This is a genomic window from Bradyrhizobium genosp. SA-3 (assembly GCF_004212635.1).
GTDB lineage: Bacteria > Pseudomonadota > Alphaproteobacteria > Rhizobiales > Xanthobacteraceae > Bradyrhizobium.
Map to the genome: position 1 here is coordinate 42,490 of NZ_PSRT01000004.1, position 23,758 is coordinate 66,247.

At 63.8% G+C, this 23,758-nt stretch carries 27 protein-coding genes and 1 tRNA gene; 23 read left to right on the forward strand and 5 right to left on the reverse strand.

The annotated features are described in order from the left end of the window. Nucleotides 1-8: 8 nt before the first annotated feature. Nucleotides 9-1,256 (forward strand): metal-dependent hydrolase family protein, encoded by a 1,248-nt coding sequence (locus CWO91_RS01940; protein ID WP_130212023.1) that lies wholly within the window; start codon nt 9-11, stop codon nt 1,254-1,256. 98 nt (nt 1,257-1,354) lie between these two features. Here CWO91_RS01940 and CWO91_RS01945 read toward each other — a convergent pair whose 3' ends face one another. Next, the gene (locus CWO91_RS01945) at nt 1,355-3,412 is read right to left on the reverse strand and encodes an ATP-dependent helicase (RefSeq protein WP_130212024.1); all 2,058 of its coding nucleotides are present in this window, start codon (nt 3,410-3,412) and stop codon (nt 1,355-1,357) included. 129 nt (nt 3,413-3,541) lie between these two features. On the opposite strand from CWO91_RS01945, the gene CWO91_RS01950 reads away from it, so the two are divergent. Further along, nucleotides 3,542-4,132, forward strand: a complete 591-nt coding sequence (locus tag CWO91_RS01950; RefSeq protein ID WP_130212025.1) for a TMEM175 family protein — start codon at nt 3,542-3,544, stop codon at nt 4,130-4,132. A 6-nt stretch (nt 4,133-4,138) separates the two neighbouring features. Here the strand turns inward: CWO91_RS01950 and CWO91_RS01955 are convergent, their stop codons facing one another. Further along, on the reverse strand, nt 4,139-4,519 hold the full coding sequence (locus tag CWO91_RS01955) for a YciI family protein (protein WP_130212026.1): 381 nt from the start codon (nt 4,517-4,519) through the stop codon (nt 4,139-4,141). Nucleotides 4,520-4,716: 197 nt separating this feature from the next. Between CWO91_RS01955 and CWO91_RS01960 the strand changes: the two genes are divergently transcribed. The 3 genes from CWO91_RS01960 (at nt 4,717) to CWO91_RS01970 (ending at nt 5,565) form a co-directional block, all read left to right on the forward strand. Continuing rightward, entirely contained in the window at nt 4,717-4,902 is a 186-nt protein-coding gene (locus CWO91_RS01960; RefSeq protein ID WP_130212027.1) for a hypothetical protein, read from the forward strand. 25 nt (nt 4,903-4,927) lie between these two features. Continuing rightward, nucleotides 4,928-5,131: a hypothetical protein gene (locus tag CWO91_RS01965; protein WP_130212028.1), complete on the forward strand. Its 204-nt coding sequence runs from the start codon at nt 4,928-4,930 to the stop codon at nt 5,129-5,131. 360 nt (nt 5,132-5,491) lie between these two features. Then, nucleotides 5,492-5,565: transfer RNA gene (locus tag CWO91_RS01970), tRNA-Gly, on the forward strand. Nucleotides 5,566-5,721: 156 nt separating this feature from the next. Here CWO91_RS01970 and CWO91_RS01975 read toward each other — a convergent pair. Continuing rightward, on the reverse strand, nt 5,722-6,612 hold the full coding sequence (locus CWO91_RS01975; protein ID WP_130212029.1) for a LysR substrate-binding domain-containing protein: 891 nt from the start codon (nt 6,610-6,612) through the stop codon (nt 5,722-5,724). Between the two features lie 205 nt (nt 6,613-6,817). On the opposite strand from CWO91_RS01975, the gene CWO91_RS01980 reads away from it, so the two are divergent. The 7 genes from CWO91_RS01980 to CWO91_RS42635 all read left to right on the forward strand — a co-directional run bounded on the left by CWO91_RS01980 (nt 6,818) and on the right by CWO91_RS42635 (nt 11,973). After that, nucleotides 6,818-8,152, forward strand: coding sequence for a C4-dicarboxylate transporter DctA (locus CWO91_RS01980; RefSeq protein ID WP_130212030.1), 1,335 nt, complete (start codon nt 6,818-6,820; stop codon nt 8,150-8,152). Nucleotides 8,153-8,173: 21 nt separating this feature from the next. Beyond that, nucleotides 8,174-8,674 carry an ureidoglycolate lyase gene (locus CWO91_RS01985; RefSeq protein WP_130212069.1) on the forward strand — a complete coding sequence of 167 codons (501 nt, stop codon included), beginning with the start codon at nt 8,174-8,176 and terminating at the stop codon, nt 8,672-8,674. A gap of 27 nt (nt 8,675-8,701) precedes the next feature. Beyond that, complete coding sequence (locus tag CWO91_RS01990; RefSeq protein WP_130212070.1) at nt 8,702-9,541, forward strand: bifunctional allantoicase/(S)-ureidoglycine aminohydrolase; 840 nt, start codon at nt 8,702-8,704, stop codon at nt 9,539-9,541. 172 nt (nt 9,542-9,713) lie between these two features. Next, nucleotides 9,714-10,166, forward strand: a complete 453-nt coding sequence (locus CWO91_RS01995; protein ID WP_130212031.1) for a DUF2231 domain-containing protein — start codon at nt 9,714-9,716, stop codon at nt 10,164-10,166. Then, nucleotides 10,163-11,500, forward strand: a complete 1,338-nt coding sequence (locus CWO91_RS02000; RefSeq protein WP_130212032.1) for a PQQ-dependent sugar dehydrogenase — start codon at nt 10,163-10,165, stop codon at nt 11,498-11,500. The genes CWO91_RS01995 and CWO91_RS02000 overlap by 4 nt, the downstream gene beginning before the upstream one ends. Nucleotides 11,501-11,557: 57 nt before the next feature. After that, a complete protein-coding gene (locus tag CWO91_RS02005) occupies nt 11,558-11,761 on the forward strand; it encodes a hypothetical protein (RefSeq protein ID WP_091889217.1) in 204 nt (67 codons plus the stop codon). Nucleotides 11,762-11,802: 41 nt separating this feature from the next. Beyond that, the gene (locus tag CWO91_RS42635; RefSeq protein ID WP_164934807.1) at nt 11,803-11,973 is read left to right on the forward strand and encodes a hypothetical protein; all 171 of its coding nucleotides are present in this window, start codon (nt 11,803-11,805) and stop codon (nt 11,971-11,973) included. Between the two features lie 20 nt (nt 11,974-11,993). Here CWO91_RS42635 and CWO91_RS42640 read toward each other — a convergent pair whose 3' ends face one another. Then, nucleotides 11,994-12,140 carry a hypothetical protein gene (locus CWO91_RS42640; protein ID WP_165405177.1) on the reverse strand — a complete coding sequence of 49 codons (147 nt, stop codon included), beginning with the start codon at nt 12,138-12,140 and terminating at the stop codon, nt 11,994-11,996. A 195-nt stretch (nt 12,141-12,335) separates the two neighbouring features. Between CWO91_RS42640 and CWO91_RS02010 the strand changes: the two genes are divergently transcribed. The 6 genes from CWO91_RS02010 to CWO91_RS02035 all read left to right on the forward strand — a co-directional run bounded on the left by CWO91_RS02010 (nt 12,336) and on the right by CWO91_RS02035 (nt 18,302). Beyond that, a complete protein-coding gene (locus CWO91_RS02010; protein WP_130212033.1) occupies nt 12,336-13,733 on the forward strand; it encodes an MFS transporter in 1,398 nt (465 codons plus the stop codon). A gap of 123 nt (nt 13,734-13,856) precedes the next feature. Then, nucleotides 13,857-14,684 carry a 3-keto-5-aminohexanoate cleavage protein gene (locus tag CWO91_RS02015; protein ID WP_130212034.1) on the forward strand — a complete coding sequence of 276 codons (828 nt, stop codon included), beginning with the start codon at nt 13,857-13,859 and terminating at the stop codon, nt 14,682-14,684. Nucleotides 14,685-14,817: 133 nt separating this feature from the next. Beyond that, complete coding sequence (locus tag CWO91_RS02020; RefSeq protein ID WP_130212035.1) at nt 14,818-16,023, forward strand: MFS transporter; 1,206 nt, start codon at nt 14,818-14,820, stop codon at nt 16,021-16,023. A 176-nt stretch (nt 16,024-16,199) separates the two neighbouring features. Then, entirely contained in the window at nt 16,200-17,429 is a 1,230-nt protein-coding gene (locus CWO91_RS02025) for a CaiB/BaiF CoA transferase family protein (RefSeq protein ID WP_130212036.1), read from the forward strand. A 171-nt stretch (nt 17,430-17,600) separates the two neighbouring features. Further along, nucleotides 17,601-17,816, forward strand: coding sequence for a hypothetical protein (locus tag CWO91_RS02030; protein WP_091889205.1), 216 nt, complete (start codon nt 17,601-17,603; stop codon nt 17,814-17,816). Nucleotides 17,817-17,909: 93 nt separating this feature from the next. Continuing rightward, entirely contained in the window at nt 17,910-18,302 is a 393-nt protein-coding gene (locus CWO91_RS02035) for a RidA family protein (protein WP_130212037.1), read from the forward strand. Nucleotides 18,303-18,646: 344 nt separating this feature from the next. On the opposite strand, the gene CWO91_RS02040 is transcribed toward CWO91_RS02035, so the two are convergent. Then, the gene (locus tag CWO91_RS02040; RefSeq protein ID WP_130212038.1) at nt 18,647-19,309 is read right to left on the reverse strand and encodes a TetR/AcrR family transcriptional regulator; all 663 of its coding nucleotides are present in this window, start codon (nt 19,307-19,309) and stop codon (nt 18,647-18,649) included. Nucleotides 19,310-19,525: 216 nt separating this feature from the next. Here CWO91_RS02040 and CWO91_RS02045 point away from each other — a divergent pair, with 216 nt between their 5' ends. The 5 genes from CWO91_RS02045 to CWO91_RS02065 all read left to right on the forward strand — a co-directional run bounded on the left by CWO91_RS02045 (nt 19,526) and on the right by CWO91_RS02065 (nt 23,672). Then, complete coding sequence (locus CWO91_RS02045) at nt 19,526-20,761, forward strand: acyl-CoA dehydrogenase family protein (RefSeq protein WP_130212039.1); 1,236 nt, start codon at nt 19,526-19,528, stop codon at nt 20,759-20,761. 158 nt (nt 20,762-20,919) lie between these two features. Beyond that, on the forward strand, nt 20,920-21,978 hold the full coding sequence (locus CWO91_RS02050) for a phosphotransferase family protein (protein ID WP_130212040.1): 1,059 nt from the start codon (nt 20,920-20,922) through the stop codon (nt 21,976-21,978). A gap of 64 nt (nt 21,979-22,042) precedes the next feature. Continuing rightward, nucleotides 22,043-22,627, forward strand: a complete 585-nt coding sequence (locus CWO91_RS02055) for a DUF2199 domain-containing protein (protein WP_130212041.1) — start codon at nt 22,043-22,045, stop codon at nt 22,625-22,627. Nucleotides 22,628-22,806: 179 nt separating this feature from the next. After that, nucleotides 22,807-23,025, forward strand: a complete 219-nt coding sequence (locus CWO91_RS43955) for an NIPSNAP family protein (protein ID WP_245471091.1) — start codon at nt 22,807-22,809, stop codon at nt 23,023-23,025. Between the two features lie 20 nt (nt 23,026-23,045). Next, on the forward strand, nt 23,046-23,672 hold the full coding sequence (locus CWO91_RS02065; protein WP_130212042.1) for a LysE family translocator: 627 nt from the start codon (nt 23,046-23,048) through the stop codon (nt 23,670-23,672). Nucleotides 23,673-23,758: the final 86 nt, after the last annotated feature.

The following is a 23,758-nucleotide window of genomic DNA, read 5'->3' on the forward strand; positions in this document are numbered from 1 at the left end:
AAACGACCATGCCCAGCACACTTTTCACGAACGCCGCTCTGCTCGATCCGCTCCAGCCGGACCTCTTAGAGGGACATCACGTGCTGGTCGAGGACAATCTGATCAAGGAGGTCTCCGACCGGCCGCTCCAGGTCTCGGCCGATCGGACGATCGACCTGAAGGGCAAGACGTTGATGCCCGGCCTGATCGACCTGCATGTTCACGCGGTGGCGGTCGAGCTCAATCTGGCGCAGCAGGTGCACATGCCGAACGTGCTGGTGACGCTGCGCTCGACGCTGCTGCTGCGCGGCATGCTCCGGCGCGGCTTCACCACCGTCCGCGACGCCGGCGGCGCCGGCCATGCGCTGAAACAGGCGATCGAGACCGGCCTGACCGACGGCCCGCGGCTGTTCGTCTCCGGCCGTGCGCTGAGCCAGACCGGCGGCCATGGTGACATGCGGGCGCGCTCGGACTACCTCGCCAGCGACGCGCCGTGTCCCTGCTGCGTGCGTGTCGGCGCGCTGGCACGCGTCGCCGATGGCGTCGACGGCGTGCGCAAGGCGGCGCGCGAGGAGCTGCAGATGGGCGCCGACCAGATCAAAATCATGGCGTCGGGTGGCGTCGCCTCGCCGACCGATCCGGTCGGCGCCTTCGGCTACTCCGAGGACGAGATCCGCGCCATCGTCGAGGAGGCGCGCGGGCGCCAGACCTATGTGCTGGCCCATGCCTACACCGCTGCTGCCATCGCACGCGCCGTTCGCTGCGGCGTGCGCACGATCGAGCACGGCAATCTGGTCGATGCTCCGACCGCGCGCTTGATGGCCGAGAAGGGCGCCTATGTGGTGCCGACGCTCGTCACCTATGAGGCGCTGGCGAACGAGGGTGCGCAATATGGCCTCCCGCCCGAGAGCGTGGCCAAGATCGCCGATGTTCGCGACGCCGGTCTGCGTTCCCTCGCGATCTACCGCGACGCCGGCGTCAAGATGGGGTTCGGCAGCGATCTGCTTGGACCGTCCCAGCGTCTCCAGAGCGACGAATTCCGCATCCGGGCCGAGATTCTCGGTCCGCGCGCCGTCATCGCCAGCGCGACATTGATCGGCGCCGAGGTGCTCGGCATGGAAGGCAAGCTCGGCCGGATCGTGCCCGAATCCATCGCGGACCTCTTGGTGGTCGACGGCAATCCGCTGCGCGACGTTTCCTGCCTGCTCGGCCAGGGCGAGCACATTCCGCTGGTGATGAAGGCAGGCAATGTCCAGTTCGACAGGCTGAACGCCTAGAGCATGATCCAGTGTGAAGCGGTTTTCCGAAAGGATCATGCTCAGACAAAAACCTAAAGCGCGATGACGATTCATCCCAACCTCATCGCGCTTTAGCTCTACCGCCACATCCCCCGCATCCTCGCCCCGATGTCGATCTTCGGGCCCTGCGCCGCGGTGCGGGCCGCACCGGGGGCGGCCTTCGGCCAGGCGGTGCGCTCGAACAGATAGACCAGTTGCTCCGGGATGAAGCGGGTGCGCGAGGCGTAGACGTGGCGGTCGCCCTTGGCGGCCTGGCCGTGGACAAAGAAGCGCTGGGGAACGACGAGGTGGAGATCGTCCTTGGCGCGCGTCATCGCGACGTAGAGCAGGCGGCGCTCCTCCTCGAGCTCGGCGCTGGTGCCGGCGCCGAGATCGGAGGGCATGCAGCCGTCGACGACGTTGAGCACGAACACCGACTTCCATTCCTGGCCCTTGGCGGAATGGATGGTGGAGAGGATCAGGTAATCTTCGTCGCGCAGGGGCGGACCGGATTTGTCGCTGGTCGCATCGGGCGGATCGAGCGTGAGCTCGGTCAGGAACTTTTCGCGCGAGGCGTAGCCGCTGGCGATCTGCTCGAGCTGCATCAAATCGGCACGGCGCGTCTCGGCATCCTCGTGGATGCGGTCGAGATGCGGCTCGTACCACAGCCGTACGCGTTCGAGATCAACAGGCCATTCCGAGTAGCGCAAATTCTGCGTCGTGCGGACAAAGTCGGTCCAATCAGCGCCGGCGCGAGCTGGCGCCGGGAGCTGGCCGAGCGCGGCGAGCGGATCGGTGCTCTCCGCCATCTGGTCCAGCACGCGCTGCGCGGTGGCGGGGCCGACGCCCGGCAACAGATGCAGGATGCGGAAGCCTGCGACGCGGTCGCGCGGATTTTCGGCGAAGCGCAAGAGGGCCAGAACGTCCTTGACATGAGCTGCGTCGAGGAATTTTAGCCCGCCGAATTTGACGAAGGGGATGTTGCGGCGGGTCAGCTCGATCTCCAGCGGGCCCGAATGCGAGGAGGTCCGGAACAGCACCGCCTGGTGCTTGAGCAGTGCGCCTTGCTCGCGATTGGCCAGCACCTGTTCGACGATGTAGCGCGCCTGGTCGGCCTCGTCGTGCACGGTGACGAGCTGCGGCTTGTGCGACGAGGTGCGGTCGGTCCAGAGATTCTTGGTGAAGCGCTCACGCGCAAGGCCGATAACGCCGTTGGCTGCCGCCAGCACCGCTTGGGTCGAGCGGTAGTTGCGATCGAGCGTGATCATTTCCGCGCGCGGCGAAAAGCTCTGCGGAAAATCCAGGATGTTGCGCACGGTGGCGGCGCGGAACGAATAGATCGACTGCGCGTCGTCGCCGACCACGGTGAGCCCGCGTCCATCAGGTTTCAGCGCCAGCAGGATCGAGGATTGCAGGCGGTTGGTGTCCTGGTATTCGTCGACCAGCACGTGATCGAAGCGGCCGCCGATCTCCTCGGCGATCAGCGCATCGCTCATCATCTGCGACCAGTAGAGCAGGAGATCGTCGTAATCGAGCACGTGCTGGGCCTGCTTGGCCTCGACATAGGCCGCGAACAGGCCTTTCAGCTCGGCCGCCCAGCCGGCGCACCAGGGATAATGCACCCCTAACACCTTCTCGATCTCCATCTCGGCATTGACGCAGCGCGAGTAGATCGACAGGCACGTCCCCTTGGCCGGAAAACGGCTCTCGGTCTTCGACAACCCGCGCTCGTGCCGGACCAGGTTCATCAGGTCGGCGGAGTCCTCGCGGTCGTGGATGGTGAAGGCGGGATCGATGCCGATGCGCTCGGCATATTCGCGCAAGAGCCGCGCGCCGATGCCGTGGAAGGTGCCGGCCCAGGTGAGCGCATCGCGCATGATCGCGGCGTTGTTCTCGCCGAGCACTTTTCGGGAGATGCGTTCCACGCGGCCGGCCATCTCGGCTGCGGCGCGGCGGGAGAACGTCATCAACAGGATGCGGCGCGGATCGGCGCCTGCGACGATCAGATGCGCGACGCGGTGGGCGAGCGTGTTGGTCTTGCCTGAGCCGGCACCGGCAATGACGAGCAGGGGGGCGCCCACGGTCGCGCCTTCGGCCACGCCATGCTCGACGGCGCGGCGCTGCTCCGCATTGAGCGTGTCCAGATATGTCGCCACGAATCGCCCCGGTGAAAGGGGGAGAGTCGGCGATCCCGTCGCGAATCGCAATGCAGCTGGACGAAACCGGGTTTAGGATTTAGGGGGAAAGACGGCCCGAAGTTCCAGCCCGAGAAACGTGTCCCTGGCATGACCGAGCTCAAGCCCGACCAGTTCGAGATGCGGCGGCTGGAATCGCTCAGCAACACCATCTTTGGTGTCGCGATGACGCTGCTCGCCTACGACCTGCCCAAGGCCGCGGTGTTCACAAGCGCCCCCGGCTGGAGCGATCTTGCCCATGTCTATTCCGGCAAGCTCGCCGGCTTTGCGCTCAGCTTCATCATCGCCGGCGTGTTCTGGATCAGCCATCACCGGCGGCTGGCGCGCCAGCCGGTCGGCAGCCGCGGAGTGGTGATCCTCAACCTGTTCTTCCTGCTCTCGATCGTGCTGCTGCCGGTGACCAACGGCCTCTATACCAATTACGCCACGAGCAACGCCGTCGCCGTGCTCTATGGCCTGAATCTGACCGCGATCGCCGGGCTCAATGCCTGGCTGTGGTGGACGATCCTGGGCGGCTGGCGCCACGAGATCATGGCTTCGCTGTTTCCGCTGCTCGTGTTCATCCCGGGCACGATCGTTGCCGCGTTCGCGCCGCATGTCGCGCCCTTCGTCTGGTTCATCGCCTTCGGCGGGCTCCTGATCCAGCGCTTCTATATCGGGCGGACCGAGCCAGGCGCGTAAGGCGGCTCACGCTGTTGTCGCGCCGAACCCATCGGCCGGCACGTAAAGCTTGACCGGGCGGATTTCGTAGACCGCCGTCGGATTGACTGCACGCAGCTTCCGCGCCGCCGCGATCGCCTCATCCTCGGTGGCGCATTCCATCAGGTGGAAGCCCAGCAACTGCTCCTTGGTCTCGGCAAACGGGCCGTCCAGCACCATGCCCGCGCCGGGGCCGCGCAAGGTGCGGGCTTTTCGGGTCTCATCCAGACGGGCCGCCGGCCCGAACTGTCCGCTTGCCCTGAGGGGCGCTTGAACCTCGATGACTTTGGCGACGACCGCGGCGTCCTCCTCGGGCGTCCAGGACAAGACCTCGTCTTCCACGTGATAGGCCAGGATGGCGTACAGCATCGTCACCTCGTTCTTTTCTGCGCAAGCCCTAAGGACGTAGCACGGCAGCCCGTGCCGACAATCCCGAAGCAAAATATTGCGCGGCCGGCAAGCGACGAAACCGTCCTGAAACCCGATTGCGGCCATGCCGTGTGAACGCGCCCGGAAATGGTCGCGACTGATGACCACAAACAACAAGGTTTTTGCTGGAGGCGGCAATGTCGGGTCACACCATCAAGATTATCTGCGATGCGCGTCGGGCGGGGCAATCGGAGCCGACCGATCTGCACGATCAAGCCGGCCATCACCGCTATTACGGCAGCTCGGCCGAGAACGGCGGCGAGCGGATCGTGGAGAGCCGGCGCGGCAAACGCCCGCGTGCGCTCAACATCTGCGGCTTCTGAAGTCTTCGATGGACGCTGGTCCAACATGGCCGTCCTGCAAATATCGATCGCGGCGATGCCGTTCCTGCTCTCGCTGGCGAGCCGGACCGGCAAGGCCATCGCGCCGTGCTTGCTTGCGAGCATCTTCACTGTGCTCCTCTCCGGAGAGCCCCACCGCGCCGTCATGGCCTGGTGCGTCGGCATGCTGATCGCCGCCATCGCCCTGCGCGAGCGGCTTCGCACGGGCTGAGCCGGCGGGCGATCTCGAACCTTCCCGATCAAGGCAAATCTGAAAAGGAAAAGGCGCGGCGGGGAGTGCCCCGTCGCGCCCGATTTCTTGCTCGCTGGTCCAGGGCTGAGAGCGCCCCGATGCCAAGCTTTGTCTAGAGCTTAGCGGGCGATCCCAGCGAGGTGACAGCGCTTGAGATAAGACACTGGATCACCTCCTTTCGTTGGTTTCGGGAGATTTCAATATAGGCTGTAGGGCCGCAGCTGTTAAGGGCGGGCTGATCGGCCGGAACCGAGGCCTGTTCGTAAGGCCGGCAAGCTGCGAAAAGTCACCGTCGCGGCAGTTGAGACCGCCGTCCGGCCGTGTTAGGGAGCCCGTGACGCGGGTGTAGCTCAATGGTAGAGCAGCAGCCTTCCAAGCTGAATACGAGGGTTCGATTCCCTTCACCCGCTCCAATATTCTCAACAGCTCACGTCGCGCTTCGTCGACGATCATCGGCATTTGCCCCTGTGCTTTCGGCATGACGGCCACACACGTGGGTCAAAGAAAACTATCGCAATGGTCTGAGCAGCGGGCGTCCCTGCTGGCATGATCGATGACGTGGGCCTGGCTCAGGCTCTTCGGTGGTTGAGGTATCGAAGAGCGAGCCTGATGAAATTGTGCACCACCATCGACGTCTCGTCCTCCCTGAACACCAGAAACACATCGGCCGTGGGCGGCGAGGGCCTGATCGGGCGGAACACGATGTCGGTGGTTGTGAACCGCGCAATCGACTGCGGCACGAGTGCCACACCAAAACCTGCGGCAATCAGACTCGGGATCGACTGGGCGTCGACGACTTGCTGGGAAACCTTTGGGAGGAAGCCGGCGTCGACACAGCACTTCTGCACGTAGCGGGCGAAATCCGAGCTGTCCGGATCCAGGACGACGTGATCCTCGGAGGCGAGATCACCGAGGGCAATGCGCTTGCGGTGCGCCAGCCGATGGGTGCGGGGCACGGCAAGGACGACCTCTTCGCGCCACGCCAGCTTGCTGGTCAGGTCGCGTTCGGCGGGAATGCCGCGAATGAGACAGATGTTGGTGGTACGGCCAAGGAGCGCGGCGATCTGCAGTGCCGGCGCCTGCTCATGCACCGTCATCTTGACCTGCGGAGCGATCTTCCGGTAGGCCGCGAGCAACTCGGCGAGACGCCCGCGCAGGATCGAGCCGGTCGCCCCGACATCCAGCGTTCCGACCATGCCGGCGCCTATCGACCGGACTTCGTCTTCGGTGGCTTTGACCTGCTGCAGGATCGCGCGCCCCCGCACCAGCATGGCTTCTCCGGCCTGCGTCATCTCAACCCTGCGGCTGGTCCTGTAGAGGAGCTGGGTCCCGAGTTCGGCCTCGAGCGCCTGGATATGCTGGCTGAGCGGCGGCTGCGAGAGGTTCAGCCGTCGGGCGGCGAGGGTGAAGCTGCGCTCTTCGGCAACCGCGATGAAGTACCGGAGCTGGCGCAGATCCATAGTGAAACCCTATCAATCGTGTCATTCTATATATTGGACTTGGCAACGAGGCTGGTCAACGAATGACCGGCGGAGACCTCGCGCGTGCTGCCGCGACCGAATAGCTCCGTCCGCGGCGACTTCACGTCGCCGCCAACGATAAGAGTGGCGAAGGCTAAAGGCCGACCAAGCCAGACAAATGGAAGCCCAGCGAGCGAGGAAAGCCATGCCCAAGATTTTCAAGTCACTCTTCTTCCAGGTGGTCGTTGCCCTCGCGGCCGGGATCGCTCTCGGCATGGCCTATCCGGACACCGCGCTGCAGATGAAGCCCCTGGGCGACGGCTTCATCAAGCTCATCAAGATGCTGGTGCCCGTCATCGTGTTCTGTGTGGTGGTGCAGGGAATATCGGCGGCCGGCGACCTCTCAAAGGTAGGAAGGGTCGGCATTCGCTCGCTGCTCTATTTCGAGATCGTCACCACCATCGCCCTGATGTTCGGCATTGCGCTTGCCTATTATTTCCAGCCCGGCGCCGGAATGAACATCGATCCGAGGACGTTGGACGCCAAGGCGCTCAGCGGATTCAGCCAGACCGCGGCTCAGGTCGCCGGCGGGGGCGTCTCCGAATTCCTGATGAAGCTCATCCCCTCGACCATCGTCGGTGCCTTCAGCTCCGGCGATGTTCTGCAGGTCCTGATCGTGTCGATCATGTTTGGCTGCGCCATGTCGTTGTGCGGCGAGCGCGCGAGGCCAGTCGTCGATTTCGTCGAGCGGGTGAACGAGATCATCTTCAAGATGATGAACTTCGTCGTCCGGCTCGCCCCGCTCGGAGTCTTCGGTGCGATCGCCTTCACTGTCGGCAAGTACGGCATCGGTTCGCTCAAGCAGCTCGGGGGGCTGGTTGCCCTGTTCTATCTGGCGGTGTTCTTCTTCGTGGTCCTCGTGCTCGGAGCGATCATGCGGCTCTCGGGCTTCAGCCTGTTCAAGTTGCTCGTCTATCTGCGTGAAGAACTGATGATCGTTCTCGGCACGGCCGCAGGCGACAGCGTACTTCCGCAGACCATGCGCAAGCTCGAACAGCTCGGGATCAAGCGGTCGACGGTCGGTTTGGTCATCCCGACGGGGTACTCATTCAATCTGGATGCCTTCTCGATCTACCTGACCTTGGCGGCGGTCTTCATTGCACAGGCGACGAACACGCCGCTCGCCACGGGCGATCTCCTGGCGATCCTCGGCGTCGCGCTGCTCACCTCCAAGGGGGCTCATGGCGTCCCGGGCTCGGCCATTGTCGTTCTCGCGGCGACGCTGGCTGCCATTCCGGCCATCCCGGCGATCGGGCTGGTGCTGATCCTGTCAGTGGACTGGTTCATCGGCATCGCCCGCGCGCTCGGCAACTATGTCGGAAACTGCGTTGCCACGGTCGTCGTCGCCTCGTGGGAGGGGGACCTCGATCGCGCGAAGGCGCATCGCATCCTCGATGGTGAGATCGTTCCTTCAAGCGAGAACGTGCAGATCGATCCGGCACGCGCGAACGCTCCCGTCGCGGGCCTGCAGACGAGCTGAACGCAGAGGCATTGGGTGACGATGGCGACACTCTCGATTGAGCCGTTGACGAGGCAGGCGTTCGCTCCGTTCGGAGACGTCGTCGAAACGGCAGGGTTGACGGCCCTGTCGATCAACCAGGGCTATGCCGAGCGCTACAACGAGCTCGCCAATATCGACGTCGGCGCGGAAGGCGGACAAATCAACATCAGCTGGTTTGTCGCCTCTGCGCGGCCCGCGCCGATCGCCATTCGCCTGATGGAGCGCCATCCACTTGGAAGCCAGCTGTTCATGCCCTTGAACGGACGGGACTGGCTGGTCGTCGTCTGCACGGACCCGCACACACAATCGAGCTATCGGGCGTTCGCTGCCAAGGGCAACCAAGGCGTGAACTATGCCCGAAACTGCTGGCACCACCCGCTTCTGGTTCTCAAGGACGCAAGCTCGTTCCTCGTCGTCGATCGAAAGGGTGGTGGTAACAATCTCGAAGAATATTGGCTGGACGAGACGCTGCAACTCGATCTCAGGACAGCCGCAACCTGACCACGATAACGTCCACGAGGCTTGATGATGTCATCGCAAACCTATCACATCCCGCGAGGAGGCCTTCCGCCCCAGACGGATCTTCTGAGTGGCCGGGCGGTCTTTACGAACGCCTACGCCGTCATCCCCAACGGCGTGCAGCGCGATATCGTCGTCAGCCACCTGCCGCACTGGGACGACACGCGCATCTGGGTCCTGGCGCGACCGCTGTCCGGTTTCGCCGAGACGTTCTCCCACTATCTCATGGAAATCGCGCCGGGTGGAGGAAGTGAAGTTCCCGAGCCGGACAAAGACGCCGAGGGCGCGTTGTTCGTCGTGGGCGGTCAGTTGGTCCTCACATTGGCGGACAGGGAGCGTGAGCTCAGGCCCGGCGGCTTCGTCTATCTGCCACCTGGCTGCGCCTGGAGCATTCGCAACCGGGACCAGAGCCCGGCACAGCTTCACTGGATCCGCAAGCTGTATCAGCGCGTGCCCGGATTGGCCGAGCCCGAGGTGATCGTGACCCATGCAGACTCGGTTGAACCGGTAGCGATGCCGGGCACCGAGGGAAGGTGGGCAACCACGCGCTTCATCGATCCGGCCGACATGCGGCATGACATGCACATCAATATCGTCACGTTCGAGCCGGGTGCGACGATCCCCTTTGCAGAGACGCACGTCATGGAGCACGGATTATATGTCCTCGAGGGCAAGGCCGTGTACCGTCTTAATCGGGACTGGGTCGAGGTCGAGGCCGGAGACTATATGTGGCTGCGCGCCTTCTGCCCGCAGGCATGCTACGCAGGAGGCCCCGGTCGGTTTCGCTATCTGCTTTACAAGGACGTCAACCGGCACATGAATCTGCGGCAGGGAGCTCCGCTGATTTGACCTCGAGTAGCGTCGGCTTCGTGTAGCGCCCGACAATCCGGCCCGGACCGCCGGCTTCCACGCGGCGCGGCTGCCGACTTGCAGGCGCGCCCGCACGATCGATCCGTCCAGGAACCATCACGGCAAGCATGAGTTGGCCGGTCGGGCAGGGCGAAAGTCACGAGGCTCAACCGTGCAAGACGACATGCGCGTCCGTTCCACCGCGCAGATCGCGGGGCATCCGATTCATCCGATGCTGGTGCCGATCCCGATCGTGTGCTTCATCGGGGCGCTGTTCACTGACATCGCCTATGTCGCGAGCGCCGAGATCATGTGGGCGGATTTTTCCGCCTGGCTTCTGCTCGTCGGCGTCATCTTCGGCGTGCTCGCGGCGATCGCGGGCCTGACTGATTTCCTCGGCAACCGGCTGGTGCGGACGCAAGCGCCGGCGTGGCCGCATCTGATCGGCAACGCCGTGGCGCTGGTCCTTGCGATCTTCAATACGATGATTCACATGCGCGATGCCTGGACCTCGGTGTGGCCGGCGGGGCTCGTGCTTTCGGCGCTGACCGTGCTGATCCTGCCCGTCACCGGCTGGCTCGGCTGGGCCATGGTGTATCGCCACGGCGTGGGAGTTGCGCGATGAAGTTCTCGATTGCCCGCGCGCTGTTGTGCTCTTCGTTGCTGTGTCTGGCCGGCTGCAATGACGGCAGCGGCGATCCGAAGGCGCAAATCGGCGCCAATCCGACGCTGCCGGACATCCAGCAATATCTGCTGCCGCCGGTCCACATCGCCCGCATTGTCGGTTGGAAGAAGGACGAGACGCCGGCCGTTGCGCAGGGCTTGCAGGCCAAGGCGTTTGCGACCGGCTTGCAGCATCCGCGTTTCCTCTACGTGTTGCCCAACGGCGACGTGCTGGTGGTGGAATCCAAGGCGCCGAAGGGAGCCGCGATCAAGCGGCCCAAGGAGATCGTCATGGGATATATCGAGTCCTGGGCGACATCGGGCGGCGGCGACACCGGGCCGGGTAACCGCATCACGCTCCTGCGTGACAGCAATGGCGACGGCGTGCCTGACACGCAAAGTGTCTTCCTCGACCATCTCAACTCGCCGTTCGGCGTCGCGCTGGTCGGCAACGATCTCTATGTCGCCAACACCGATGCGATCGTGAAATATCCCTACACCGAGGGCGACACCAAGATCACCGCACCCGGCACGGTGCTGACGCCGCTGCCGGGCGGGCCGATCAATCATCACTGGACCAAGAGCCTGGTCGCGAGCCCCGACGGTTCAAAACTCTATGCCGGCGTCGGCTCCAACAGCAACATCACCGAAAACGGCATGGAGGCCGAGCACAATCGCGCCGCCATCCTCGAGGTCGACCGTGCCAGCGGCCGCTGGCGCATCTTTGCAAGCGGCCTGCGCAATCCGAACGGTCTCAGCTTCGAGCCGCAGACCGGTGCGCTGTGGACAGTGGTGAACGAGCGCGACGAGATCGGTCCCGATCTCGCGCCCGATTACATGACGTCGGTCAAGGACGGCGGCTTCTACGGCTGGCCTTACAGCTATTGGGGCCAGCACGTCGATCCCCGCGTCAAGCCGGAGCGGCCGGACCTCGTCGCCAAGGCGATCGTGCCGGACTATGCGCTGAGCTCGCATGTCGCCCCGCTCGGGATGGCTTTCTCCGCCGGGACCAGTTTGCCGGCTGCCTATCGCAATGGCGCCTTCGTCGGTGAGCACGGCAGTTGGAACCGGCAGGTGCTGAACGGCTACAAGGTCGTGTTCGTGCCGTTTGCGGATGGCAAGCCGAGCGGGCCGGCGCAGGATGTCGTGACCGGCTTCCTCAACAGCGACAATCAGGCGCGCGGACGTCCCGTCGGCGTCGCCATCGACAAGACCGGCGCGCTGCTGGTGGCCGACGACAGTGGCAACACGGTGTGGCGGGTGACCGCGGTGCGTCCGCAGCTGACGCAACGTTAAGCGCGCCGGCGCGTTATCGGGCAGACGGTCTCTGAACGCCAAGCCAGGAGTTGGACCATGGGCCTTGCTCAATATGCCATCGTGCCGGTGCAGGACGAATGGGGCGTGCTGCACGACGGCGACGTCAAGAGCAGATACGCCACCAAGGAAGCCGCATTCGAGTCGGCGGTTGCCGCGGCATCCCTGGCCCTTCGCGAGGGACACGAAGTCCATGTCAGCGTCCCTGGCCGCGAAGCCGGCGAGACTGCACTCGGTGTTTAGAGCGCCGCGACGCGGATAGCATTCGAGAGGAGGAGGCCAAGATGACCAAGCCTCGCGAGCAGAATGGCGTCGAGCCGCCGCTGTCCGAAGACGATATCCAGCGCGATCAGCTCGGCCCACGCGGCGTGCCCGGCGCGCCCGACCCGGCCAGGATGACGCCGCAACGCGACAAGAAGACGCCGAAGCATATCGAGCCCGGCCACACCGCGTGACGCGGCTCTGCGGCTCATGATCAGACGATCAACCGCCCGCGCCGCGCGGCAATCCCAACCGCAACCTCGGCACAGGCGTTGAAATCGAGACGGCCGGCTTCGATGCCATCGGGCGTGCCGGCCGCCAGTCCGCGCGCATAGCCGCTGCCCGGGCGTTCGCCCGGCATAACATCATGTTAGGTTTATCGCATAACTGGGTAATTGTGTTAGCCCGGCGAAAGCCTATTGTCGCCCCCCATCAGACACCGACCGGCAGTGACAAGCGCTCGCGAAACTCCGCAGAGCGTCCGAAGATTGCTGCCCAATTTTCGAGCGAAGCCCGCCAACGGGCCGTCAGCAAACCAGATTGGGAGGATTTTGAGATGGTCACGACGCGCGCGATCCATGACATGACTCAGTCCAGGAAGGCTGCCGCAAGCGGCTGGATCGGGTCGGCACTCGAATATTATGACTTCTTCATCTACGCGACAGCCGCCTCGCTGATCTTCCCGCAGATCTTCTTCCCGTCGGACAATCCCACAGTCGCAATCGTCGCATCGCTTGCGACCTATGGCGTCGGATACGTGGCGCGGCCGATCGGTGCCTTCGTCCTCGGACATTGGGGCGACACGCATGGCCGCAAGACCGTTCTCATCCTTTGCATGTTCCTGATGGGCCTCTCGACGATGGCGGTAGGTATCCTGCCGACGTATCAGCAGGCCGGCATCCTGGCGCCGATCCTGCTCGTCATCCTGCGCCTTGTGCAGGGATTTGCCGTGGCTGGTGAAATCTCCGGCGCGAGCTCGATGATCCTGGAGCACGCGCCGTTCGGCCGGCGCGGCTTCTATGCGAGCTTCGCCCTTCAGGGCGTGCAGGCCGGACAAATTCTGGCGGCAGCCGTCTTCCTGCCGCTGGCGGCCTATATGCCGACCGACGCCTTCAACAGCTGGGGCTGGCGGATTCCGTTCCTGCTCAGCTTCTTCGTCATCGTCGCCGGCTACGTCATTCGCCGCGAAGTCAATGAGACGCCTGCTTTTGCCCGAGAGGACGAGCGGGGAGAAACGCCACGGGCTCCGATCGTCCAGGCCATCAAGCTGAGCTGGCCCGACATGCTGCGGGTCATCTGCATGGCGCTCATGAATGTCATTCCGGTCGTTGCGACCATCTTTGGGGCGGCCTACGCGGTCCAGCCGGCCTATGGCATCGGCTTTGCCAAGGACGTCTATCTGTGGATCCCGGTGCTCGGAAACATGCTGGCCGTGTTCGTCATTCCCTTCGTCGGCCATCTCTCCGACAAGGTCGGCCGCAAGCCCCCGATCATCGTGGGCGCGCTGCTCTCCGGCCTGCTCGCCTTCGGCTATCTCTATGCCATCAGCATCAGGAACGTGCCGCTCGCGATCCTCCTCTCGCTCCTGATGTGGGGCGTGGTCTATCAGGGCTACAACGCGATCTTCCCGAGCTTTTACCCGGAGCTCTTTCCGACGCGCACCCGTGTGTCGGCCATGGCGATTTCGCAGAACATCGGCACGACCATCACGGCGCTGCTTCCGGCTTTGTTCGCGACCGTGGCGCCTCCCGGCTCGGCCAACATTCCCCTGACGGTCGGGGCGATCGCCTTCGGCATCACTGTCATCGCGGCACTGGCGGCCGTCACGGCTCGCGAAACCTATCGGATCAGCATCGACGATCTCGGTAATCCCCAGGCCGTTCCGATGGCGCGGGCCGACTATGAGCGGCAGCGTGCGGAGGCCGCGAGCGGTGCAGCCGCAATTCCGACCTGACGCGGGAGCTAAAGAAGCGATGCCGCTGCGATCGATAATGTTTGCAGCGGCGGGGCTCCAAGCGTTACGTAATTGCCTAGGCGAACTTGGCGCGCGCGAGCGCTGGAATCATGAGGTTGTTGGATGAACCCCGCTGTCGTTGCTGTCGCGATCACCGGCTCCGTTCCGCGCAAGAAGGACAATCCGGCGGTCCCCATCCTGCCGTCCGAGCAGATCGAATCGACGCAACAAGCCTTCGAGGCCGGCGCCACGCTTGCGCATATCCATGTTCGAAACGATGATGAGACGCCGTCCTCCGACCCCGAGCGATTTGCCCTGGTGCAGGAGGGAATCAGGAAGCATTGTCCGGGCATGATCGTCCAGTTCTCGACCGGCGGACGGGGCCGCGATCCCTCGGCGCGCGGCTCAGCGCTTTATCTCAAGCCGGACATGGCCTCGCTCTCCACCGGATCAGTGAACTTTCCGACGATAGTTTACGAGAACAGCGCCGCGCTGGTCGAAACGCTCGCCACCAGCATGAAGGCGAATGGCATTCGGCCGGAAATCGAGATCTTCGATTTGTCGCATCTGCATGGCGCCCGCCGCCTGATCGAGGCGGGCCTGATCGACCAGCGTCCGCACGTGCAGTTCGTCATGGGCGTCAAGAACGCTATGCCGGCGGACGAACATGTCCTCGACATCCTGCTGGGAGAGCTCAGGCGGCTGATCCCGAAAGCAACCTGGACTGCAGCCGGAATCGGGCGCCATCAAGCCGAGGTCATGGGCTGGGCGCTCGCGCGGGGTGCCGACGCGGTTCGCACCGGGCTCGAGGACAATATCAGGATCGACAAGACGCGCCTGGCCGCCAGCAACGCAGAGCTGGTGACCATCGCGGCCGAGGCTGTCGCACGGCGGGGCCGGCGCGTCGCGACCGCGACTGAGGCGCGATCCTTGCTCGGGATCGCAGGGTAGGGCGACCGTCCACCGGTCGACATGCTCCCGGCTGCCTCCTGCCATTCGGCCGCCGGCGTTCCCGTGCGCCGAGTCTCCGGGTATGACGGGGGCACAGGCGTGATCGGCGCCTGCCGGGCAGGCGACGGTTGGAATGCGGTTCTTGAAATCTGACAGCAGGCTCATCGCGGTCCTGCTGGTGCTCGCGATCACACAGCTGGTCGGATGGGGCACGATCGGGCTTCCCGCCATCATCGGGCGCGACCTTGCGGCGGACCTCGGCATGAACCTGCCGGCGGTGTTCGCGGGGACGTCCGTTCTCTATGTCTCCATGGGACTGTGCGCTCCCTGGCTCGCCAAGTCGTTTGCGCGGCATGGCGCGCGGACGGTCATGATGATCGGCACGGTCGTCACTGTGCCGGGCTTCGTGCTGCTGTCGCTGGCGCGCGAGCCGATGCTCTATTTCGCCGCCTGGATCGTGCTCGGCATCGCCGGCAGTGCCACGTTGTCGACCGGCGCCTATATCATGCTGAACGAGGTTGCCGGGCGGCAAGCCAAGAGCGCGATCGGCGCGCTCATGCTGGTGACGGGATTGTCCAACAGCATCTTCTGGCCGGCCACATCGTTCCTGAGCGGCCACCTCGGCTGGCGTGGAACATGCCTCGTCTATGCCACCATGTTGATCCTGGTTTCGCTTCCACTCTATGCGTTCGCGGCTCCGCGCCGGAAAGGCGCGGAAGGCGATGGCGGTGCGCCGGCCAAGCCTGAGGATGCGCCGGCAATTGCGCGGAGCACGTTTCGTCTCGTCGTTGCCGCGATCACCCTCAATGCCTTCGTCAATTTCGGCCTTTCCGCCATTCTCATCGAGCTGCTCCGGGCGGAGGGGTTGGCGCCGGCCCAGGCCATTGCCTTCGGCTCGATGCTCGGTGTGATCCAGGTCAGCGCGCGCGGGCTGGATTTCCTCGGGGGCGGGCGATGGGACGGCATCACGACCGGCCTCGTCGCAGGCACGGCCTTGCCGGTGGCGATGCTGCTGCTGATGATGAGCGAGGGCACGACCTGGGCGGTCGCGGTCTTCATCCTGCTCTATGGCGCCGGCAGCGGCGCAATGGCGGTGGCGCGGGCGACCATCCCGCTGGTGTTCTACGACCAGGCCGAGTTCGCCAAGGCCATGTCGATGATCGCGCTGCCGCTCAATCTCGCCTCGGCAATTTCGCCGCCGCTCCTCGTCGGCTTGCTCACGGAGTTCGGCAGCCGCGGTGCGCTCGGTCTCACCTTCGTCTGCTCCTGCGCGACCGTGCTGATCCTGGTCCTGCTCGGCCGGCGCCGGCCGCGAACTGTCGCCGCAGCCCTGACCTAAGAAAGAATATTCACGGCGCGGAATTCGACGTCCACAGCCGACCCTTTTGCCGGGCAGGGGATGGCCGTATGCCGCCAGTGCAGTGCTCGGAGCCCGAAAATGGTGTATCGGCAAAGGTGCGTGGCCAGACCTTCGAGCCGCCGCGCCAAGATTCCAGTTCCCCGGAGGAAATCGACATGTCGGCCTTGCCGCTTTCAGGCATCAAGATCCTTGACCTCACCCGCGTGCTCGCCGGGCCCCTGTCGGCCCAGATGCTGGGGGATCTGGGTGCCGAGGTCATCAAGATCGAGCGGCCGGGCACCGGCGACGACGCGCGCGCGTTCGGCCCGCCTTACCTCGCCGATCCCGAGGGCAAGGCGAACAACAACAACTCGTTCTACCTCTGCGCCAACCGCAACAAGAAGTCGGTCACGGTCAACATCGCCAAGCCGGAGGGGCAGGCGATCATCCGCGAGCTCGCCAAGGACGTCGACGTCTTCATGGAGAACTACAAGGTCGGCGATCTCAAGCGCTACGGCCTCGACTATGAGTCGATCAAGGCGATCAATCCCGGCATCATCTATTGCTCGGTGACCGGCTTCGGCCAGACCGGCCCATACGCGCCGCGCGCCGGCTATGATGCGATCCTGCAGGCGATGGGCGGCCTGATGAGCGTCACCGGCCATATCGACGGCGAGCCGGGCGAGGGCCCGATGAAGGTCGGTCCCTCGATCGTCGACTACATGACCGGCATGAATTCATCGATCGGGATTCTCTCGGCGCTCTACCATCGCGACGCCAATGGCGGAGCGGGACAGCACATCGACGTCTGTCTGTTCGACACCGTCATCGCATCCTTATCGCACTGGCTCCAGATCTACCTCGTCAACGGCAAGACACCGCCGCGCCGCGGCACCTGGGGCAATGGCGGCATGCCGGCCGGCGTGTTCCGCTGCACCGACGGCGAGCTGATGCTGGTGGTCGGCAATGACGGCCAGTTCCAGCGCACCTGCGCCGTGCTCGGCGAGCCCGAGCTCGCCAGCGACAAGCGCTTCATCAAGAACAACGACCGCGTCGTGCACGGCAAGGAGATCATGGCGATCTTCGCCGGTCTGTTCCTGAAGAAGCCGGTGGCCCATTGGCTGGAAAAGCTCGAGGAAGCCGGCGTGCCTTCAGGGCCGATCAACAATTTCGAGCAGGTGTTTTCCGATCCGCACGTCCAGTCGCGCGGCATGCGGGTGAAGGTCAACCATCCCTTCGAGCCCGATCTGTCGCTGGTCCGCAATGCGCTCACTTTGTCCGAGACCCCGATCAAGGACTACCGCGCGCCGCCGCTTCTGGGCGAGCACACCCAGGAGGTGCTCACCGGCAAGCTCGGCTTTGATGCCGGCAAGATCGAGACGCTGAAGCAGCAGGGCATCATTTAGTGCGCTTACCCTCGGGGGGCGGCGGTCGCGACCGCGGATGAGGCCCGTGCGATGCTCGGGCTTGCCTGAAGCTTGCCCGCATCCCCAGATAATCCCGGTCCGTAGTTGCACAGGCTTTCGCTGCGCGCCCGATTCTGATCCGATCTCTCCACTTGAGCGGGAGGGAAGCGAATGTCCTACACGATCGGGTTCCAGGCCAAGAACCAGAAGGGAATTCTGGCGACCGAGGCGGCGACCGCAAATCAGGCCGTCGCCATCATTGCCGCGCTGCGGCAAAGTTCCGATGAGATCAAGTTCATCCGTTCGCCGCAGGAAGGCGAGATGGGCATCGAGATGCTGCTGCTGCTCGCCAAGGAAGAGGCCGAGGAGATGCCGCAGCGGGTCTAGAGCCCGCCGCCACACTTCGATCGAAAGCGAACCATGCCGGCTGCAAGATGATATAGCACGGCGCCGTCTCGCTCGAACCGAAGGTGGCCGCCGATGAAACGCGAAGCGCTCCGCGTCGAACCGATCTCGACGTTTCTCGACCGCTGGAAGGCGCCGACTTCGCCGGTGACGCGTGCCGGCAACATGATCTTCGTCGCCGGCCTGCCGCCGTTCGATCCGGCGACGGGCGAGATCGCCTCCGTTCCGATCGAGCGGCAGAGCGAGCTCGTCATGGAGCAGATGAAGCTGTGCCTTCAGACGGCCGGCGCCTCGCTCGACAACGTCATGAAATGCAACGTCTATTGCACGTCGACGAAGCATTTCGCCGCCTTCAACGCGGTCTATGCGCGCTACTTCCCGCTCGATCCGCCGGCGCGGATCTTCGTCTGCACGCCGGAATGGTTCGGTCCCTTCGACGTCGAGATCGACTGCATCGCGATGATGTGAGGGGCGATCCTTTCGCTTCTCCCCGCAAGCGGTAGGGCTATCGCATATGGCGTGAATAATGCTTCGGCATCGGCAGTGGGCTCCCTCTCCCGCTTGCGGGGGAGGGCTGGGGTGGGGGTGCCTCCGCGTCGGGATTGTCGAGAATTGCGGGGGCGATCCCAGTGCGGTGAGAGCCCTCACCCGCCGCGCTCGGACGATGCTTCGCATCGCCCGGGACGCGTCGGCCTCTCCCGCAAGCGGGAGAGGCGGAGCAAACTCGCGGGTGGTCCCCGCGAAATGCATATGCGATAGCCCTACCGCAAACGGGGCGAGGGAGCGCAGCGTCGGTGTGGCTACCTTTTCGACTAACGCGCCGCCACCTTTGACGACACCTTCGGCTCCGTCCGTCCCGCCGTCAGTGCCATCGTCGCGACGCTGACGACGCGGGCGACCACGTCCTCGACGTCGTCGAGATCGCATTTGCCTTCCGACAGCTTCGTCAGCCGCTCGCTCTCGCGGATGGTGTGGTGCGCCATGGCGAGCGCGAAGTTCAGGCCCCAATAGATCTCGACGTCGCTGCGCTCGGGCAGGGATCTCCGCATCGCGCCGGCGAATTTGCGCAAATGGTCGATCTCGCGGTTCTTGATGCGGCGGATCGGCGGCACGGATTCGATCGAGGCGCGGATCATGAAGCGCGCCGCGGTAGAGCGCTGGTTCTCGGGGCCGAGGCAGCCGCGCAAGGTGGGGCCGACAAGCGCGCGCAAAATCACCTCGATCGGCGCGCGCCCGCCGCCTTGTTCCTCAGCCGTCTTCAGTTCGCGCAGGCGCTCGCGGTTGGTCGCGATCGAGCGCGTGACGAACAGTTCCGCGATCAATTCATCCTTCGAGCCGAAATGATAGTTCACCGCGGCGAGATTGACATTGGCCTCCGCGACGATGTCGCGCAGCGTCACGTCGCCGAAGCCGCGATCGGCATAGAGCCGTTCGGCGGCGGCGAGAATGGCAGACCTCGTATGATCGCTGGCCATGAGTGCCCTGGATGAGGGGAGTTGCAATTCAAACAGTTGTATGAAACTATCGTTTGAAGGCCGGAATTGTCAATCCGCAAATCGGGACTCGTTCGCAACTTGCGATTCCGTTCCGAAGCGGCCGCAACGCACGCGCAATCGCGCTTGCGGGTCGCGCGCGGCGGCGGGACAGTCCGGCGTAAGAGATTGTTCAAAGAGCAAGACGAGGAGCGTCCCATGGATTTCGATCTGTCCCCCAAGCAGAAGGAATGGCTCGACCGCGTGCAGTCCTTCATGGCCAAGCACGTGCGCCCGGCGGTGCCGGTCTATGACCAGCAGGACAAGAGCGGTGACCGCTGGAAGGTGATTCCGGTCCTGGAAGACCTCAAGAAGAAGGCCAAGGCCGAAGGCCTCTGGAACATGTTCATGCCGCCGTCCGAGCACGAGGACGACGAATTCCGCGGCGCGGGACTGACCAATCTCGAATATGCGCTGCTCTCGGAAGAGATGGGCCGCATCACCTGGGCCTCGGAGGTGTTCAACTGCTCGGCGCCCGACACCGGCAACATGGAAGTGTTCATCCGTTACGGCTCCAAGGAGCAGAAGCGCAAATGGCTGCGCCCGCTGATGGACGGCGAGATCCGCTCCGCCTTCCTGATGACGGAACCGGCGGTGGCCTCGTCGGACGCCACCAACATCGAGACCCGCATCGAGAAAGACGGCGACCACTACGTCATCAACGGCCGCAAATGGTGGTCGTCCGGCGTCGGCGATCCCCGCTGCAAGATCGCGATCCTGATGGGCAAGACCGATTTCAAGGCGGCCAAGCACCAGCAGCAGTCGCAGATCCTGGTTCCGCTCGACACCCCCGGCATCAAGGTCGAGAAGATGCTGCCCGTGTTCGGCTTCGACGATGCGCCGCACGGCCACGCCCAGGTGCTGCTCGAGAACGTGCGGGTGCCGAAGGAGAACATCCTGTTAGGGGAAGGCCGCGGTTTCGAGATCGCGCAGGGCCGTCTCGGGCCGGGCCGCATCCATCACTGCATGCGCACCATCGGCAAGGCCGAGGAGGCGCTGGAGAAGATGGTGAAGCGGCTCGCCTCGCGCAGCGCCTTCGGCAAGAAGATCGTCGAGCACTCGGTGTGGGAACAGCGCATCGGCGAAGCCCGTACCAACATCGAGATGACGCGTCTCCTGTGCCTCAAGGCGGCCGACATGATGGACAAGGTCGGTAACAAGACCGCGCAGGCCGAGATCGCCATGATCAAGGTCGCAGCCCCCAACATGGCGCTGAAGATCATCGACGAGGCGATCCAGGCTTTTGGCGGCGGCGGCGTCTCGGACGAGGCCGGCCTTGCCAAGGACTACGCCCACATCCGCACGCTGCGGCTCGCCGACGGCCCGGACGAGGTGCACAACCGCGCCATTGCCAGACTTGAACTTCGGAAGTATGCAAACTCTCCAAGTCACTAAACAAGTCATTAAGAGGGAGAGCCGGACGGCGCTTCCGACTTGAAGACACGACAGGGCATGATCCGCGTCGGATGACCGCTTGACGCAAGTGCGTCAGTGGTTACCGATTAGGATCATGCTCGACCTGGAAAGGTCAGGACTGAGGAGGGAGCGTCATCGTGGCTGACGGCGTCAGGAAAGACGAGGAGTTTTCGGGCACTAAGCCGGTCGAGGAGCGGCATCGTTTCGACGAGCTGCGGCTCGAGGCCTGGATGCGCGACAACGTCGAAGGCTATGAGGGCCCGCTGGTCGTCCTCCAGTTCAAGGGCGGCCAGTCCAACCCGACCTATCGGCTCGACACGCCGAACCGTTCCTATGTGATGCGCCGAAAGCCGTTCGGCAAATTGCTGCCTTCGGCGCACGCCGTCGATCGCGAATACCGCGTGATTGCAGCCCTAGGAAAGCAGGGCTTTCCGGTCGCGCGCGCCTATGCGCTGTGCCAGGACGACAGCGTCATTGGCACTGCCTTCTACATCATGTCGATGGAGGAGGGCCGGGTGTTCTGGGATCCGACGCTGCCGAGCCAGGATGCCGATGCGCGGCGAAAGATCTTCATCAGCAAGATCGAGACGCTGGCGCAACTCCACATGTTCGATCCCGTTGCTATCGGCCTCGGCGATTTCGGCAAGCCCGGCAACTACTTTGCGCGCCAGATCGACCGCTGGACCAAGCAGTACCGCGCCTCCGAGACCCAGCACATTCCGGAGTTCGAGAAGGTCGCCGAATGGCTGCCCAAGACCGTGCCGGAGCAGGCGCGCGTCTCGATCGTCCATGGCGACTATCGTCTCGACAACATGATTTTCCATGCGACGGAACCGCGTGTGCAGGCGGTACTCGACTGGGAGCTGTCGACGCTCGGCGATCCCATGGCCGACTTCACCTATCTGCTGATGCAGTGGATCATGCCGGGCTTGCACGGCGTCGATCTCAAGGCGCTCAACATCCCGAGCCTGGAAGAGGCCGCGCAGATCTACTGCAACGTCACCAAGATGAACGTACCGGACCTCAACTGGTACTTCTCCTACAATCTGTTCCGCCTCGCCGGCATCACGCAGGGTATCGCGGGACGCATCCGCGACGGCACCGCCGCCAACGCCAAGGCGCTCGAATCCGCCAAGCGCACCGTGCCGCTGTCGCAGGCATCGTGGGAATACGCGCAGAAGGCAGGGGCGGTATAGGAAGAGCGAAGGCGCGGCTGATGGCCGCGCCTTTTAATTGTGACGCAGAGGCTGCCTCGAAGAAATGCAGGACGACGATCTCTCCAACGATCCCCGCTGGCGCCGGATATGGGAGCGTCCCTGGCGGTGTGGCTCCTGCCATGACGAGCACACGGGGCTGTTCGATCTCGCCTGCGATAATCCGGAGCAGTGGCCGGGAAACGCAGAGAAGGCACCGAACAGCGCGCTCGATCTCGATGGCGATTTTCTCTCCGAGGATTTTTGTGTTCTTCGCGGCGAGCACTTTTTCGTGCGCGCTGTGCTCGAACTGCCGATCATTGGCGGTCACGGGAAGTGCTTCGGCTTCGGTGTATGGGCAACACTGTCGCGCAAGAATTTCGAGCGCTACGTCGATACGTTCGACAGCGGCGAGCAGGCGGAGCTCGGACCGTGGTTTGGCTGGTTCTCAAACCGACTCGCGGGTTATCCCGAGACACTGAATCTCAAGTGCAGACCGCATTTCCAGAACGAGCGCCAGCGCCCGAAAGTCGAACTGGAGCCGACCGAACATCTGCTCGCTTTGGAGCAGCAGCGTGGAATGACATTCGACAGGTTGCTCGAACTCTACGCCCTCTATGGCCACGACATCAGGCGATCGTTGAGCGATTAGGCCGGCCCCCGTTTGACAGCGCGCCGTTAGACCCTATCTCCCCACAAGGAGACGGTCATGATCCAGCAACTGCGCATCTACGAAATCTTCGAGAAGAACAAGGCCGCATTCCACACTCGCTTTCGCGATCACGCGGCGCGCATTATGCGGAGCAAATATGGCTTCAGGATCGTAGCGATGTGGAAAACAAGTCTGGCGACCGGACCGAGTTCGCCTATCTCCTGCAGTGGCCGGACGAGGCGGCCAAGTCATCGGCTTGGGCGGCCTTCATGGCCGACGCCGAGTGGACCGAGATCAAGCGGGTGAGCCATGCCGAGCACGGCTTGATGGTTGGCCAGATCGAGGACCGGCTGCTTGTACCGGTGGACTATTCGCCGTCGCAAAGCCTGCTAGGTTAACGCGCCCCGCGGAGCCATGCATGATCGATCACACCACCCTGATCACCTATGTCCTCATCGTACTTGGCTTCGTCTTCATTCCGGGACCAGCCACACTCCTCACGATGGCGCGAGCGGCCAGTTCCGGAACGAAGGTCGGTATCGCGACCGGCGCCGGAATCGCCGCAGGAGACTTGGTGCATACGGCGATGGCGATCGTCGGACTCTCGGCGATCATCGCCACATCGGCGTTCCTGTTCAGCATCGTCAAATATGCGGGCGCAGGCTTCCTCATTTACCTCGGCATTCGCGCGATGCTGGAAAAAGCTCCGTCGGGAATCAGCGCTCGGACCTCGGCGATCACCGCGGTTCAAGCGTTCCGACAGGCAATCGCAACCGAGGTGTTGAACCCGAAGACTGCACTATTCTTCCTCGCCTTCCTGCCGCAATTCGTCCGGCCGAATAACGGGCCGGTCATGCTTCAGCTTGCAATTCTGGGAATCATATTCGTGTTGCTCGGCCTCGTCAGCACCGTCGTATTCGCCGTCGGTGCGGGACGTCTCGGCAACCTCCTTCGCCACCATCCAGCTATTGTCAGGTGGCAAGGCAAGGTGGTCGGCGCAGTTTACTGCGCCGTCGGTGTTCGACTGGCATTGCAGGAGCGCTGATGCTGTATGAGCGAAGTAATCCAGAATATCTCCGCGGTGGCAGTCTGGATTGCTTCGTCGCAAGAGCTCCTCGCAATGACGTGGAA

Coding starts and splice junctions, on each gene's coding strand:
- CWO91_RS02015 (WP_130212034.1), top strand. CDS start 13,857: ATGAACCCCGCTGTCGTTGCTGTCGCGATCACCGGCTCCGTTCCGCGC.
- CWO91_RS01955 (WP_130212026.1), bottom strand. CDS start 4,519: ATGCTGTACGCCATCCTGGCCTATCACGTGGAAGACGAGGTCTTGTCC.
- CWO91_RS01950 (WP_130212025.1), top strand. CDS start 3,542: ATGACCGAGCTCAAGCCCGACCAGTTCGAGATGCGGCGGCTGGAATCG.
- CWO91_RS02020 (WP_130212035.1), top strand. CDS start 14,818: ATGCGGTTCTTGAAATCTGACAGCAGGCTCATCGCGGTCCTGCTGGTG.
- CWO91_RS02035 (WP_130212037.1), top strand. CDS start 17,910: ATGAAACGCGAAGCGCTCCGCGTCGAACCGATCTCGACGTTTCTCGAC.
- CWO91_RS02025 (WP_130212036.1), top strand. CDS start 16,200: ATGTCGGCCTTGCCGCTTTCAGGCATCAAGATCCTTGACCTCACCCGC.
- CWO91_RS01990 (WP_130212070.1), top strand. CDS start 8,702: ATGTCATCGCAAACCTATCACATCCCGCGAGGAGGCCTTCCGCCCCAG.
- CWO91_RS02065 (WP_130212042.1), top strand. CDS start 23,046: ATGATCGATCACACCACCCTGATCACCTATGTCCTCATCGTACTTGGC.
- CWO91_RS01965 (WP_130212028.1), top strand. CDS start 4,928: ATGGCCGTCCTGCAAATATCGATCGCGGCGATGCCGTTCCTGCTCTCG.
- CWO91_RS02010 (WP_130212033.1), top strand. CDS start 12,336: ATGGTCACGACGCGCGCGATCCATGACATGACTCAGTCCAGGAAGGCT.
- CWO91_RS42640 (WP_165405177.1), bottom strand. CDS start 12,140: ATGCCGGGCGAACGCCCGGGCAGCGGCTATGCGCGCGGACTGGCGGCC.
- CWO91_RS02000 (WP_130212032.1), top strand. CDS start 10,163: ATGAAGTTCTCGATTGCCCGCGCGCTGTTGTGCTCTTCGTTGCTGTGT.
- CWO91_RS01960 (WP_130212027.1), top strand. CDS start 4,717: ATGTCGGGTCACACCATCAAGATTATCTGCGATGCGCGTCGGGCGGGG.
- CWO91_RS01985 (WP_130212069.1), top strand. CDS start 8,174: ATGGCGACACTCTCGATTGAGCCGTTGACGAGGCAGGCGTTCGCTCCG.
- CWO91_RS42635 (WP_164934807.1), top strand. CDS start 11,803: ATGACCAAGCCTCGCGAGCAGAATGGCGTCGAGCCGCCGCTGTCCGAA.
- CWO91_RS02030 (WP_091889205.1), top strand. CDS start 17,601: ATGTCCTACACGATCGGGTTCCAGGCCAAGAACCAGAAGGGAATTCTG.
- CWO91_RS01940 (WP_130212023.1), top strand. CDS start 9: ATGCCCAGCACACTTTTCACGAACGCCGCTCTGCTCGATCCGCTCCAG.
- CWO91_RS02040 (WP_130212038.1), bottom strand. CDS start 19,309: ATGGCCAGCGATCATACGAGGTCTGCCATTCTCGCCGCCGCCGAACGG.
- CWO91_RS01975 (WP_130212029.1), bottom strand. CDS start 6,612: ATGGATCTGCGCCAGCTCCGGTACTTCATCGCGGTTGCCGAAGAGCGC.
- CWO91_RS02005 (WP_091889217.1), top strand. CDS start 11,558: ATGGGCCTTGCTCAATATGCCATCGTGCCGGTGCAGGACGAATGGGGC.
- CWO91_RS01980 (WP_130212030.1), top strand. CDS start 6,818: ATGCCCAAGATTTTCAAGTCACTCTTCTTCCAGGTGGTCGTTGCCCTC.
- CWO91_RS02055 (WP_130212041.1), top strand. CDS start 22,043: ATGCAGGACGACGATCTCTCCAACGATCCCCGCTGGCGCCGGATATGG.
- CWO91_RS02045 (WP_130212039.1), top strand. CDS start 19,526: ATGGATTTCGATCTGTCCCCCAAGCAGAAGGAATGGCTCGACCGCGTG.